Annotated in this window: 11 protein-coding genes; 6 read left to right on the forward strand and 5 right to left on the reverse strand. The window is 64.5% G+C overall.

Annotation, left to right across the window (positions count from 1 at the left end):
• Nucleotides 1–114 precede the first annotated feature (114 nt).
• The 3 genes from ACYVM5_RS00985 to ACYVM5_RS00995 all read left to right on the forward strand — a co-directional run bounded on the left by ACYVM5_RS00985 (nucleotide 115) and on the right by ACYVM5_RS00995 (nucleotide 4,426).
• Complete coding sequence (locus ACYVM5_RS00985; RefSeq protein ID WP_460616314.1) at nucleotides 115–2,133, forward strand: S9 family peptidase; 2,019 nt, start codon at nucleotides 115–117, stop codon at nucleotides 2,131–2,133.
• 52 nt (nucleotides 2,134–2,185) lie between these two features.
• The gene (locus ACYVM5_RS00990) at nucleotides 2,186–3,682 is read left to right on the forward strand and encodes a M28 family peptidase (RefSeq protein WP_460616315.1); all 1,497 of its coding nucleotides are present in this window, start codon (nucleotides 2,186–2,188) and stop codon (nucleotides 3,680–3,682) included.
• Nucleotides 3,683–3,787: 105 nt separating this feature from the next.
• Nucleotides 3,788–4,426 (forward strand): flavin reductase family protein, encoded by a 639-nt coding sequence (locus ACYVM5_RS00995; RefSeq protein ID WP_460616316.1) that lies wholly within the window; start codon nucleotides 3,788–3,790, stop codon nucleotides 4,424–4,426.
• 80 nt (nucleotides 4,427–4,506) lie between these two features.
• Here the strand turns inward: ACYVM5_RS00995 and ACYVM5_RS01000 are convergent, their stop codons facing one another.
• Nucleotides 4,507–4,845, reverse strand: a complete 339-nt coding sequence (locus ACYVM5_RS01000) for a hypothetical protein (protein WP_460616317.1) — start codon at nucleotides 4,843–4,845, stop codon at nucleotides 4,507–4,509.
• Nucleotides 4,846–4,957: 112 nt separating this feature from the next.
• Here ACYVM5_RS01000 and ACYVM5_RS01005 point away from each other — a divergent pair, with 112 nt between their 5' ends.
• Complete coding sequence (locus ACYVM5_RS01005; RefSeq protein ID WP_460616318.1) at nucleotides 4,958–6,106, forward strand: esterase/lipase family protein; 1,149 nt, start codon at nucleotides 4,958–4,960, stop codon at nucleotides 6,104–6,106.
• Between the two features lie 76 nt (nucleotides 6,107–6,182).
• On the opposite strand, the gene ACYVM5_RS01010 is transcribed toward ACYVM5_RS01005, so the two are convergent.
• A complete protein-coding gene (locus ACYVM5_RS01010) occupies nucleotides 6,183–6,482 on the reverse strand; it encodes a hypothetical protein (RefSeq protein ID WP_460616319.1) in 300 nt (99 codons plus the stop codon).
• 98 nt (nucleotides 6,483–6,580) lie between these two features.
• Complete coding sequence (locus tag ACYVM5_RS01015; RefSeq protein WP_460616320.1) at nucleotides 6,581–8,191, reverse strand: hypothetical protein; 1,611 nt, start codon at nucleotides 8,189–8,191, stop codon at nucleotides 6,581–6,583.
• A gap of 119 nt (nucleotides 8,192–8,310) precedes the next feature.
• Here ACYVM5_RS01015 and ACYVM5_RS01020 point away from each other — a divergent pair, with 119 nt between their 5' ends.
• Both ACYVM5_RS01020 and ACYVM5_RS01025 read left to right on the forward strand, forming a co-directional pair.
• Nucleotides 8,311–8,727 carry a thiol-disulfide oxidoreductase DCC family protein gene (locus ACYVM5_RS01020; RefSeq protein WP_460616321.1) on the forward strand — a complete coding sequence of 139 codons (417 nt, stop codon included), beginning with the start codon at nucleotides 8,311–8,313 and terminating at the stop codon, nucleotides 8,725–8,727.
• Between the two features lie 330 nt (nucleotides 8,728–9,057).
• Nucleotides 9,058–11,526 carry a reprolysin-like metallopeptidase gene (locus ACYVM5_RS01025; RefSeq protein WP_460616322.1) on the forward strand — a complete coding sequence of 823 codons (2,469 nt, stop codon included), beginning with the start codon at nucleotides 9,058–9,060 and terminating at the stop codon, nucleotides 11,524–11,526.
• Nucleotides 11,527–11,547: 21 nt separating this feature from the next.
• Here the strand turns inward: ACYVM5_RS01025 and ACYVM5_RS01030 are convergent, their stop codons facing one another.
• Together ACYVM5_RS01030 and ACYVM5_RS01035 are read right to left on the reverse strand one after the other, a co-directional pair.
• Nucleotides 11,548–12,792 (reverse strand): serine hydrolase, encoded by a 1,245-nt coding sequence (locus ACYVM5_RS01030; RefSeq protein WP_460616323.1) that lies wholly within the window; start codon nucleotides 12,790–12,792, stop codon nucleotides 11,548–11,550.
• Nucleotides 12,792–13,907: a mandelate racemase/muconate lactonizing enzyme family protein gene (locus ACYVM5_RS01035; protein ID WP_460616324.1), complete on the reverse strand. Its 1,116-nt coding sequence runs from the start codon at nucleotides 13,905–13,907 to the stop codon at nucleotides 12,792–12,794. Before ACYVM5_RS01035 ends, ACYVM5_RS01030 begins: the two co-directional genes overlap by 1 nt.
• Nucleotides 13,908–13,914: the final 7 nt, after the last annotated feature.

Raw genomic sequence — 13,914 nt, forward strand, 5'->3', positions numbered from 1 at the left:
GCGCAGTCGAAGCATCTCTACCGCAGTGAGTAATCCATCCGATTGGGTTTACTATTGTGGTAGAGATGCTTCGACTGCGCTCAGCATGACGTTTTTTATTCAATCCCTGCGGCAATGAGAAGCCTCCTGCTCAAAACGGTTCCGACACCTTGGTTTCTCTGGCTGCTGACGCTGCTACTGCTTCAACCCTGCCTCAGCCAGGCCCAGCGCCGCTTCGAGCTGGCCGACATCAGCCGGCTGGTGAACGTGAGCGACCCGCAGCTTTCGCCCGATGGCAAGAGCATTCTGGTCGTGGTGTCGCGCCCCAACCTCGCCACCAACCGCCACGATGCCGAAGTGGCGCTGGTGGACGTAGCCACCGGCCGGCAGCGCGTGTTGGTGGCCGACCGGCCCACCGTGAAGCAGCCGCGCTGGTCGCCCACCGGCGACCGGGTGGCCTTCCTAGCACGTACCGGCGTGGGCAAGGACGCGCACACCCAGCTTTTCGTGCAAAACATGGCCTCCGGTGAAGTTCACCAGCTTACCACGGCCGTGGCCAATGTGCAGCTTTATAGCTGGAGCCCCGATGGCACTTCCCTCGCCTACTCAGCCGCCGATGCGCCGGCCAACGCGGCCGAAATAGCCCGGGGCAACGACAGTTTCGAGGTGGGCAACGGCAGCGTGACCCTTACCGCGCCGCCCGCGCCCGACCACCTGTGGCTGGTTTCGGCCACCGCTGGGCAGCCCGCCCGCCGCCTCACCAGCGGCCCGCTCAGCGTGCCCGACGACTCTTCGGCCCCCTTTACGTGGCACCCCAACGGGCAGACGCTGGCCTGCGTACTCCGCCCCAGCGCTCAGACCGGCGACCAGGAAACCGCCGTGTACACGCTGGACGTGGCCACGGGCTCGATGCGCGAGTTGCCCGGCAGCCCCCACCGCGTCGATTTGCCCGCCTACTCGCCCGATGGCCGCTGGCTGAGCTACCAGACGCCCCGCGAGCCGCCTTATTTCGAGTCGCTGGAATTTGACGTGGTGCCGGCGGCCGGTGGCCCCGCACGCCACCTCTGCCGCCCGCTCGACCGCAACCTGCAACGCGCCATCTGGAGCCCTGACAGCAAAAGCTTATTTGTGGGCGGCAACGATGGGCCCACAGTTTCCATCTGGCAGCTGGGGCTGAATGGCAAAAGCCAAAAGATGAAACTGGGTCCGGTGTCACCCAACGGCAGCTACTGGGTAGAAATGGCAGTAGGCCGCCGCAATGCCGTGGCCCTCACCGCCAACGAGCCGGGCCGCCCGGCTGAATTATACTACCTAGCCTCACCCACGGCTGCCCCGCGCCGCCTCACCGATTTCAACCACGAAACCACTGCGCTGGTCCTGGGCCGTATGGAAGCGGTGGAGTGGCAATCCGACAACCTGCGCCCCGATGGCATCCTCACCTTCCCGCCCGACTTCGACCCTGCCAAAAAATACCCGCTGGTGCTGATGATGCACGGCGGCCCATCGAACGCCTCGCGGGCGGCGTTTTATGGGCTGGGGCAGGCGGTGGCGGCACACGGCTACGTGGTGTTTCAGCCCAACTACCGGGGCAGCGACAATCTGGGCTACGCCTTCCAGCGGGCCATCCGGGATGATGCCGGGGCCGGGCCGGGGCGCGACGTGCTGGCCGGCATTGCCGCTTTGGAGAAGGGGGGATGGGTCGATACCAGCCGCATTGCGCTGTCGGGGGCTTCGTATGGGGGCTTTATGACGGCGTGGCTGATGGGCGAGTCGCGGCGCTGGCGCTGCGCGGTGGCGGCCGCCTCGGTAATTGACTTGCTCGACAGCTACAACCTGAGCGACAACAACATTGCCAATGCCGCGCACTACGGCCCTTCGCCCTGGCTCAGCGCCGACAACCTGGCGCACTACCAGGCGCAGTCGCCCATTTCGCGGGCCACGCGCTGGCGCACGCCCACGCTCATCCTGCACAATGTGGGCGATTTCCGGGTACCCATTGCCAACTCCTACAAGCTCTACCACGCTTTGCAGGACAACCACGTACCGGTGCGCTTCGTGGCCTTCCCGATTTCGGCCCACGTCCCGTCCGACCCCGTGCGGAGCGCCGAGTGGAACCGTCTGTGGCTGGACTGGCTCGACCAGTACCTGAAATGAATCCTGACGTAGAGCCTCTTAACAAACCCTGCTATCCTGAACTTCATCTCGCATGAAAAGACCTTTCCAAGCAGCTGCCCGCCTGCTCCTGACCAGCCTCGCGCTAGCCGCTCCCTTAGCTGTTTCGGCCCAAAAAAAGCCCGCCGCCAAACCGGTCAATGCCGAAAGCGCTATTCGCGAAGCGGACATCAAGCGCGACCTGTTTGCGCTGGCCGATGACCATTTTCGGGGCCGCGAGGGCGGCACACTCGATGAATTGAAAGCCTCGGTATGGCTCGCCGACCAGATTCGGGCCACCGGCATGCTGCCGGCCGGCGACGACGGCACTTACTTCCAGTGGTTCAACCTGCAACGCACCCGCCTGAGCAAGAGCAGTACGCTCCGCATTGGTACCCATGAGATTAAGCTGAACGAGGACGGTGCCGTAACGGCCCCCACCAATGCCAGCATCAACGCGCCGTTGGTGTACGTGGGCACCGCCTCGGCGGCGGAGCTGGCCAAAGTCGACATCAAAGGCAAGGCCGTGGCCGTGCAGATTTCGGGGGCACCAACGGACGGCATCAGCTACCGGCGCTACGTATTCGGCAAGTTTGCCGGGCAGGCGGGCGAGCTGGTGAAGGCCGGCGCGGTGGCGGTGGTATTCGTGTCGGATGCGGCGTCGCAGGCGCTGTACGACCATTGGAGCCACATTTACGAGCGCGGGCGCTACAGCCTGCCCGGCGCGGCCAGCACCAAAGTGGTGAGCACGCCGCCCGTGGTGTGGCTGCCCGCCAGCGCCGCCAGTTGGGTGCAGCAGGCCGGCCAGCAGTTCACCACCGAGCTGAAAGTGGAGAGCTTCCAGTACCCGTCGGTGAACATCGTGGCCAAAATGCCCGGCACTGATGCTCAGTTGAAAAAGGAGTACGTTCTCTTCAGCACCCACCAGGACCACGACGGCGTGCGCGCCCCCGTGGCCGGCGACTCCATCTACAACGGGGCCGACGACAACGCCACCGGCTGCGCGGCCCTGCTGGCCATCATGCGCGCCTTTAAGCAGCAGCCGGGGCGGCGCTCGGCGCTGTTCGTATATCAGGGTTCGGAGGAGCGCGGGCTGATTGGCTCGACCTACTTTTCGGCCCATCCCACGGTGCCGCAGGCCAGCATCGTGGCCGTTTTGAATGCCGAGATGATGGGCCGCAACGCGCCCGACAGCGCCGCCCTGCTGGGCTCGACGCCCCCGCACATGAATTCTTCCGACCTCGTAAAAACCGCGCTGGCGGCCAACCAGGCCGGCCCCCGGTTCAAGCTCGACACTGAGTGGGACAAGCCCACGCACCCCGAAGGTTGGTATTTCCGCTCCGACCACCTGCCCTACGCCCGCCTGGGCATCCCGGCCATCATGTACACCTCGCTGCTGCATGTCGACTACCACACACCGCGCGACGAAGCCCGCCGCATCGACTATGCCAAACTCACGCGCATGACGCAGTGGATGTACCTCACCGGCTGGGCCGTGGCCAACCGTACCGCGCCGCCCGCCCGCGAGCCCGGCTTCAAGCTGGAACGGTAGAATGCTTCGCTTGATGAGGAATGGGGAATTGAGAATGAACAATTTCAGGAACGCCTGCTTAATCCTTCGTTCTCAATTCCCCATTCCTCATTAAGCGAAGCTACCATGCGCCACCTCACCGCCGCCGACATCGCCGGCTTCGACAAAATATACCGCCTCAACCTCGTCAACGGCTTGCCGGGCTTCAAGTCGGCCAACCTGGTGGGCACGGCCTCGGCCGACGGCGTGACCAACCTGGCCGTGTTTAGCTCGGCCTTGCACCTGGGCTCCGACCCGGCACTGCTGGGCATTGTGACGCGGCCCACCACCGTGCCCCGCCACACCTACGCCAACCTTAAAAGCAGCGGCTGCTACACCCTCAACCACGTGCCAGAAGCCCTGGCCGCCCAAGCGCACTACACCTCGGCCAACTTCCCGGACTCGGTTTCGGAGTTTGATGCCTGTGGCTTCACGGCCGAATACCGCGACGGTTTCCCCGCGCCCTACGTGGCCGAAAGCGCCCTCAGCATCGGCCTGCGGCTACTCGAAGAGCACGCCATCAGCAACGGCACGGTACTGCTGGTGGGCACCGTAGAGCACGTGTACCTGCGCGCCGAAGCCCTACGCCCCGACGGCACCCTCGACCTCGTGGCCCTGGGCACGGCCACCATCTCGGGCCTCGATGGCTACCACGCCGTGCAGCCGCCCGTGCGCTTCGGCTACGCCCGCGTGGGGCAGCCGCCGGTGGCGGAGCGCCCGGCGTAAGCCCGCCCGCAATTTCAACGCAAAAAGCCCGCTACCGGAATGGCAGCGGGCTTTTTGCGTTCCGGGCAAACGCCGAAAAACTATTTTTTGGCCTGGGCCTGGTCGGCCGGGGCCATCTGGCCGCTGGCGGTTTGGGGCGAGGAAGCGCTGGCACCGGCCGGGGCCGAATCCAACTGCTCTTTCACGGTACCTTTCTTGATTGCCGTGGCCGAACCGGTGCCCGTGGCGGGCATTGCTTTGGGCTGGTTGTTGATGCTGTCGCGGTCCACGTCCGATTTGTGCCAGCCGGGGGCGTTGGTGAAACCGTGTTTGAACTGCTGGTTTTGGCCGGGGCTCCAGCGGTAATCGCAGGACGAGAGCGAGGCCGCCAGGGCGGTGCCCAGCAACAGGGCCAGGGCGGGACGAGTGGAAAGCTTCATGAAGTAATACTTGGGATTGGTGGTGCAAAGTACGTTGATTTAGGGCGGAAGGCCAACGCAATACCGGCGGCGGCGCTACTTTCGGGCAATACTGCACGTTTCCCGCCCGTCCATGTCCGATTCTGCCCCCAAACTGCCCTCCCGCTTCCGCCGCGCCCTGGGGGCCGTGGGGCGGGCTGCCCTGCTACCCGTGCGCGGGGCCAGCTACGTGGTGCGGGCCGGCCAGGCGCACCAGCATTTTTTCCTGCCCGTGCTCAACGGGGCCCTTGGCGACCAGCTGGCGGCCCGTTTCGACCCGCGCGCCATTCGGATGAGCTTCCGGCGCGGCGGGCAGGACGTGGCCGTGGCCGACCTGCGCCTCACCGAGCCGCACCAGAAAACCGTGGTCTACATCCACGGCCTGATGGGCGACGAGCTCATCTGGCAAACTGGTTTTCAGGACGCGCCCGGCAGCCGCCGCTACGGCCCGCGCCTGGCCGAAGAAACCCGCAGCCGCGCCCTCTACCTACGCTTCAACTCCGGCCTGCACCTTTCCGAAAACGGCCGCGAGCTCAACCGCCTCCTCACCGAACTGGTCGAAACCTACCCCGACGCCATCGGCGAATTGGTGCTGGTGGGCCACAGCATGGGCGGGCTCATTATTCGCTCGGCAGGCTATTACGCTCAGTTAAAAGTTAAGAGTGAAGAGTTAAGAGTTGAGGCAGAAGATGCAGCAGTACCTAATGAATCAACTCCTAACTCTCAACTCTTAACTCCTAACTCCCCTTGGCTGGCCCACCTGCGCTCCATCTTCCTCATCGGGACGCCCAATGATGGCTCGTGGCTTGAGCAGAGTTCGCACTTCACGGCCCGGCTGCTGGAGCGCATCAACCTGTTTCCCACCCGCTTCCTTAGCAAGGCCCTCAACCAGCGCAGCAACGGCATTAAGGACTTGCGCTACTCCATTTTGGTAGACGAAGACTGGCAGGATGCCCACGCCAACGACCTCACGCCGCCACGCACGCCCGTGCCGCCGCTGCCCGGCGTGCAATACCACATTCTGATGGGTTCCTGGCTGCGGGCCACCCGCCCCTCGGCCCTGCGCGAGTATTTTGGCGATGGACTGGTGGGCCACGGCAGTGCCCGCGGCCACGCCACTTTCGGCGATGAAGCCGCCCTGCCCGCCGGGGCCAGCGTGCGCACGGCCGTGTTCAGCCAGCAGCACCACGGCGGTCTGCTCACGCACCCGGAGGTTTTTCAGTACCTCAAACAATGGGCGTGAAACATAAATCTTCCAAAAGCGAAAAAGCCGTATCCCTCTCGAATACGGCTTTTTAACTGACGGTTAAAGTAGACAATCAGGTAGTGGTACCCGTGGTGGTACCGCTGGTGGTAGTGCCCGATGTGGTTCCAGTAGTTGTTGTGCCCGTGGTGGTAGTGCCGGTTGTCGTTGTACCAGTGGTGGTGGTGGTGCCGGTTGTCGTTGTGCCGCTAGTGGTCGTACCAGTGGTGGTTCCGGTGGTCGTGCCATCCGTGGTTGTTCCCGAGGTCGAACCCGAAGTAGTGCCGGCATTTTCTGACGTCGTACAGGAACTGAAGAAGCTAAGCGACGAGCACAGCAGCACGCCAGTCAGTACCGAAATCCATTTGCTTTTCATAGGAGTAAGGAAAAGTGGAAGAATGAAAATTGCCGGAGGCTTTCTTTTATACGGAAGTTAGCAGCGCGATTTATTCGGATTTTCATCCGGATAAATACTTATTCATCAAGAGCTTTTACATCCTTCTGAGTCGGTGCGGACTCTGGCTCGCAGTCGCAAAGCACCTCGCGCACCGGCTTTGCCACCCGGTAGTCAGGCAGCGAAACTTCTTTCATGTACACAATCGAAAGGTGGGTGAGCGGGGCGTGGGCCGGGTTTTCGTGCCAGATGCGCAGCAGGTAGTTGCAGTAGTAAGGCCGCATCCAGGCGTTGCTCACGAAGAGGTAATTCTCGGAATATTTGCGCCACCGGTCGTTCTTGAACAACGACACCACCGCGGCTGGCTTGGCATGGACGATGGGCGCCCCGCCCCGGTTCAGGTCGAGGTGGCGGTTGTCGGCGGTAGTGGCGTCGAAGAGGTACCAGCCGTCATCCTTGAACACTACGGGCGCAAACATGCCCCAGTGCTGGTCGACCCGAAACAGCAGCCCAAACCAGCGCGCCGGGGCCACCATCAGGCGGCCGGCGGGGCGCAGCACGGCCACATCGTCGAGGTTCCACCAGCACACGTAGGCCAGCGTCACGGCCACGAAGGCTTCGCGCACGGCGCGCACCCCCCGCCGGCTGCCGGCCGAAGGCTCGCGGGTTCGCTCCAGACGGAGGCGCCATGGCAGCGGCCAGGCCGGTAGGCGCGGGCGCCAACTGCCGGCCCGTGCCACGTGCGGAGCAGCCCGGCCCGTGAGCCAGTCCAGCGCTGTGGGCGGCAGCATGCCCAACAGCGAAGCCATGTTGATGATAAAAAACAGGCCCACGTAGAGCGTGAGGCTGATGCCGAGGTGAAACCCAAACAGCACGCCCACCACCAGCAGCCGCCACCACTTCACCCCCACCGGCAAAAACAGCGCGAACGGCAGGAGCAGCTCCATGTAATACGTGGCAAAGGTGAGGCCGCGCAGCAGGTCGGGGTGCGGATAGAGCAGGCGCCCGCCGGGCAGCAGCAGCTGGTCGAGGCTAAAGGCATAGTAAAGGGCAGTGCCGGTCTGGGTCCATTCGGGGCCGTTTTTGAGCAGCGCGGTGCACCAATACAGCAGCGCGATTTGCACCACGTAAGCCACCGTGGCGGCGCTGAAATACTCGAGCCGGGCGGGGGTCGGGCGGTTGCGCGCGTCCCAGCTCCACACCCGCCCCCAGGGCAGGAACATGCCCCAGAACAGCAACATCCGCAGCAAGTCATCGCCGCCCTGCCCGATGAGCGGGTTGCGGTTTTGCACCGACACCAGCAGCACCCACGAAGCCACCGTGGCCAGCCGCGTGTGGTAGCCCAGTAGCAGCGCCCCCGCCAGCCCCGCCGCCAGCAAAAACAGCCCCGCCTGCGCTTGCCACAGCCCACTGGCCGCGTGCAGCGAAAACTGATAGGCCGACCACAGATGCTCGTGCAGCGCCGCCAGCGGCAGCACGCCCATGTTGGCGTAGTGCGCCTCCAGGTCGGTGCTGCGAATGGCCAAATCGAGCAATACCACAGCTGCCGTAGCCATGCGCAGCAGCGCCAGCGCCCGCAAATCGAGCACGAACGGCCGGCGCAGCACGCCCCAAAAACCCACGGGACCGGGCGCGGAGGAAGGCGGTGCGGCGTCTGCAAGTAGTGGCGCGGGCGTCAGGGCTTGGTTCATAGTGGAGAATGGCTTGCCGGCATGTGGCCGGCAGCTAATTAACGGCCGGCTCCCGGATTGCGTTAACATTGGCCCGGCCGGCCCGTTTAGCATGGTGGCAATCCTCGCCGCCGCCTTCCATGCCCGATTCCGCTCCCGATACCATCCTGTTCGACGGCGTGTGCAACCTCTGCAACGGCTTTGTGCAGTTCGTCATTCGCCACGACCCGGCGGGCCGCTTCCGCTTCGCGGCCCTGCAAAGCGAGGCGGGCCGGGCCTTGCTGCTGGCTCAGGGCCTCGCGCCGGCCGCCGTCGCGGCCGAGCCGGAATCGGTGCTGCTGCTCAGCGGCGGGCGGCTATACTCACATTCCGCCGCCGTGCTGCGCATTGCCGAGGGGCTGGGCGGCGGGTGGCGGGTGGCAGCGCTGGGCCGGCTGCTGCCCGCCGCCTGGCGCGATGCCGTCTACCGCTTCGTGGCCCGGCACCGCTACCGCTGGTTTGGACGGCAGGAAAGCTGCATGCTGCCGACTCCGGCATTGAAAGCGCGGTTTTTGTGAGGCTACCGCCGAATGCATTACATAAGCATCATGCAAATACGGGCTTAGGACGACTGCTCTAAACGACTAAATATTTTGACTTTTTTCAATAAGTAAATATTTTATATAAACAATATAAATTCATTAATAAGCGAGTTAAAAATGTGTTGACTGACACATTCTTTCGTGTGTAGTGCCGGGGCAAGAGCCGGCCTTTTGATACAGTCACAGAATCATTTCGCTTTCTGACTTGTATTTTGCACCCCGTTACTCCTCATTCGGTGGGGCAGCATGCAATAGTGGTTTTGCACTGTATAATTATTGCACAATGCCCGACTATGCTTGACACATATGAATTTCAGATACGGTAAGGTTTCTTTTGCGCTGGTTGTTTCGCTACTGTTGGGTGCCCGGGTGGGCAGCGCCCAAACCCCGGCTCCGCTGTGGCAGCCCGCCCCGGCTCCGGCCGCCCGCAACGGCAACACCGTCCCGAAAACCGCCGGCAGCTGGTTTGCCCTCGATGCCCCGCAGCTGGCGGCCCGCCTGGCCAGTGCCCCGCCCGAAACCCGCCCCACCGCCGCCGTTACCCTTGAACTGCCCTACCCCGATGGCACGCTGCACCGCTTCGCCCTCACCAAAGTGCCGGTGATGGCCCCGGACCTGGCGGCCCGCTATCCGCAGATTCAGACCTACGCCGGGCACGGCCTCGACGAGCCCACCGCCTCCGTGCGCCTCGAAACATCGCCCGCCGGCCTGCACGCCCAGGTGCTGGACCTCACCAGCGCCCTCAGCATCGACGCCGACCCCGGCACCGCCAACCGCTACCAGAGTCATCCGGAGGCGCTGCCGGAGTTTGCCTGCCAGGCCTTGCCGGTACCTGGCCGGGCGCATCGGCCCACCGGGGGCACGCCGCCCGCGCCACCCGCGCCCTACGGTAGCCAACTGCGTGTGCTGCGCCTGGCCCTGGCCACCACCGGCGAGTTTTATCGCAATTCGGCGCTGGGCAACAATGACCCGGTCACCACCACGGCCCGCCTGGTCACGCTGGTGAATGCTCTGAACGCCGTGTACGAGCGCGAGCTGGCTGTACGCCTTGAGCTGATTGGCAATAACGACCTGCTCATTTACACCGACCCCGCCACCGACCCCTACACGAACAGCAACCCCGGCACCATGATTGATGAAAGCCGCGCTTCCATCAATACCGTGATTGGCAGCGCCAACTACGACATTGGGCACGTGCTGGGCTATTTGTCCGGGGGCTACTCCGGGGTAGCCTACGTGGGCGTGACGTGCTTCGACCCTTACAAGGGCGGTGGGGCCTCCACCGGGGCCACCCCCAGCCTGATGGCCGCCGTGGTGACGCATGAAATGGGCCACCAGCTCGGCTCGGAACACACGTTTAACGGCGACAAAGTGAATTGCAGCGGCGGCAACCGCAGCCCCTCGCTGGCCTATGAGCCAGGCGCGGGCAACACCATCATGTCGTACGACTCACGCTGCGCGCCCGACAACGTGGGGCCGGGCATCAACTACTTCCACGCCGGCAGCCTGAGCGCCATCGCATCTAGCCTGGGCACTGCCTGCGGCAGCTTTACGGCCACCGGCAACCAGCCGCCCAGCGTGAGCGTGCCACCCAGCAACACCTACACCATTCCGCTGGGCACGCCCTTCACCCTCACCGGCAGTGGCACCGACCCCAACGGCGACGCCCTCACCTACTCCTGGGAAGAGCTGGACCTGGGCAACGCCAGCGGCCTGGCCGGCGCGGCCACCGACGCTTCCGGCCCGCCGCTGTTTCGCAGCTTTGCACCCGTGGCCAGCCCGGCCCGCACGTTTCCGAACCTGACCTCGCTATTGGCCAACACGGCTTCACTGGGCGAAATCCTGCCCCAGGTAGCACGTACTCTTAATTTTCGCCTCACGGCCCGCGACAACCACAGCGGCGTGGCGGGCGCCAACGTGACCCTGGCTGTGGCCGCGGCCGGGCCCTTTGCCGTGACGGCCCCCAGTGCGGCCTTCTCGGCGACGGGCGGTAGCAATTATGCCCTTACCTGGAGCGTGCTGGGCACCGACCAAGCCCCGGTGAACTGCACCAATGTGCAGGTACTTTTCTCGACCGATGGCGGCCTGACCTTTCCCACTGTGTTGCTGGCCAGTACGCCCAACGATGGCACCCAATCGGTGCAGCTTCCCAATGTGAATACGAGCCAGGGACGCATCAAAATTCAGGCGCTGAACAACGTGTTTTTCGCCATCAATAATGCCAACATCACCCTAACGGCCTCCCTACCTGTGGAGCTAACGGACTTTACGGCCGAAGCCCACGGGCCCACGGCGCACCTGAACTGGCACACGGCTTCGGAGAAAAACAATGCCGGCTTTGCAATCGAAACTTCCAACGATGGCACGGAATTCCACCGCCTGGGTTGGGTGGCGGGCCAGGGCAGCAGCACGATGCCCCACAGCTATCAGTTCGACGATGCAGCGCTGGCCACCTACCCCGGCCCCACGGTGTATTACCGCCTCCGCCAGCTAGACAACAATGGCCCCGAAAGCCTGTCGCCGGTGCGAGCGGTGGCGGTGACCACCGGGGCGCTGGCCCGGTTGCAGGTGTGGCCCAATCCGGCTTCGGGTACTGTGACGGTAGCGGGCCTGGCGGCCGGCCAGCAGGTGCAGGTGCTCGACCTGGCCGGCCGGGTGCGGCTTGCGGCTACGCAGGCAGGTCGCGGCGCGCTTCAGTTGGAGCTATCGGCCCTGCCCCCCGGCCTGTATGTGGTGCGCGGCAACGGCTCCGCCGTGCGCCTGATGGTGAAGTAGCGGGCCATAGCAGGAACCTTATCAAGGGCGTTTTGACCGGAGCGCCCGGCGGCACTCTGCTTCGTACACCCGGCGGCCCAGGTCGCGCAGGAAGGGGAAGCCGATGGTGTCGTACTCGTATTTATCGTCGTTCAGCACGCCGTCGGCATTCACGTACAGCACCGCGCTAAGCAGGAATTCCACGCCGTGGGCTTCGTCCTGGATGTAGGCATTGTCGATGAGAAAGCCGTAGGCCTGCCCGATTTTATTGAACACGCGCACGCCCGGCGGCAAAGCGGCAATTCCGCCCCCGCCCAGCAGGTATTTGGCGTAGGTATCCGGGAATTGGGCCGGGGCGTAGCGTGGGTGGGCGCTTTCGCGCGGCAGCTGCGCCATGGCGGTGCGCAGCCGGACATAGTCGTCGGGCGCGAGATACAGGCGGCGGGCGGCGGGCACGGTTTCGGGAAACAGCATGGTGCGGAGCAGCCGCTGCTGGTCGGGCAGCGCGAAGGCATTTTTCTGGCTGAAATCCAGCGGGCCGGCCACTTGCTGGTCGCCCTTGATGTAGGCCTGGCCGATGGCTTCGCCGTGCAGGCCCAGCCGGGGCCACGGCCCGGCATAGTAGCCGGCTGGCTGGGCATAGAGCAGCTGCGTGGCCGCCGTGTCGGCGAAGAAGCGGATGGGGTTGGTATGGCGGCTGCCCGGCTCCTGGTCGCCCACCGACAAGCGGTTTACGAGGCGGGTGTGGCGCAGGCCCAGGCGGGCCAGCTCGCGGTTCAACTCTTCGGGCCCAACGAATTCATAGAGCCGGTTGAAGGCGTCGTTATCACTCACCAATAGAATCTTGCGCAGGTAGTTGCCCACAGTGGGCCGGCCGCCGGCGGCGCTGCTGTCGCGCCGCACCCGCGTCTGGCCCGCGAAAGCCGAGTCCGTGAGCATGGGCGAGTCGGGATTCAGTCCGGGGTATTGCGCGCTCAGGGCGCGCAGCTTTTGCAGGGCCAGGGCCACGGCGGCCAGCTTCACGGTGCTGGCCGGGTAGAAGTATTGCCGGGGCCGCACGTGGTAGCGGTAGGTGCGGAAATGCGGCTGCCCCGCCGCATCGCGCCGGATGCGGGTGTAGATAATTTGCAGGCGGTAGTGGTCGGGCCGGGCCAGCACGCGGGCCAGACCCACGGTATCGTGGCGCAGCACCTGGCGCAGGGCATTCGGGCCAAATTGTGCCTCGGCGGGCCGGCTCAGCAGGGCCAGCGCACCCAGTAGCGCCCCGGCAAAAAAGCTCCTCCGCATCAGAAATGGATTTGAGGCGCTTTCCGCAGCCATGCTTCGTCGATGCTCGCGCCCAGGCCGGGACCGGTGGGCATCTCAATCACGCCGCCGGGGCGGTAGCGGAAGCCGCCCACCACGGGGTCTTCCGTGAACATGAGCGGGGTGTCGAAATCGCAGTGGTGAATGGCGGGGTTGCTCAGGGCGAGGTGAGCGGCGGCCGTCATGCCCAGGCGCGATTCGAGGAAGCCGCCCACTTGCAGCGTGAGGCCGGCGGCCTGGCCCAGCTTCGCAATCTTTTGGGCGCGGTGAAAGCCGGAGGATTTGCCCAGCTTGATGTTCAGCATCTGGCAGGCCTGCAGCTGGATGAGACGGGCGGCGTCGTGCTCATCACCGCAGCTTTCGTCGGCCATGATAGGAATGGGCGAGGCGGCCCGCACCCGGCTCAGCTCCATGAAATGCTGGCGCAGGATGGGTTCTTCGCAGTGTTCGATGTTGAACTCGCCCAACGCTTGCAGCACGGCAATGGCGTTATCGGCCGTTTGCCAGCCCTGGTTGGCATCCACGCGCAGCGGGTGCGTAGGGCCGATGCCCGCCCGAATGGCCCGGATGCGGGCCACGTCCTCCTCCAGCGTCCCGCCCAGCTTCACCTTGATGGCCGGGAAGCCTTCGCGCTGAAACTGCTCGGCATCGGCCCGCATCTTCTCGGCCGGACCGAGGCTCACGGTCATGTCGGTGGTGAGAATTTTGTCATTTTTGCCGCCGAGGAATTCGTAAAGTGGCAGGCCGGCGTGCTGGGCGGCGATGTCGTGCAAGGCAATATCGAAGGCACTTTTGATGCTGCTGTTGCCGTAGATGATGCGGTCCAGCTCGGCCAGGCAGCCGGGCAGGTCCAGCGCGTCGCGGCCCTTCAGGGCCGGGGCAAAATACTGGCCCACCATGAAGCCGGTGTCCACGCTCTCGCCGTTGATGGTGAGGAAGGGGCTGCACTCGCCGTAGCCGACGTGGCCAGCGGCCGTGCGCAGCACCACCACGAGGTTTTCCACCGCCAGCAGCGGGCCGAGGGAAATAACAAACGGCTCGCGCAGCGGCACAAGCAGCTTGTAGATACTGATGGCTTGGATGGTGGTGCCGGACATGAAACAA

It is taken from the genome of Hymenobacter ruber (assembly GCF_054783255.1).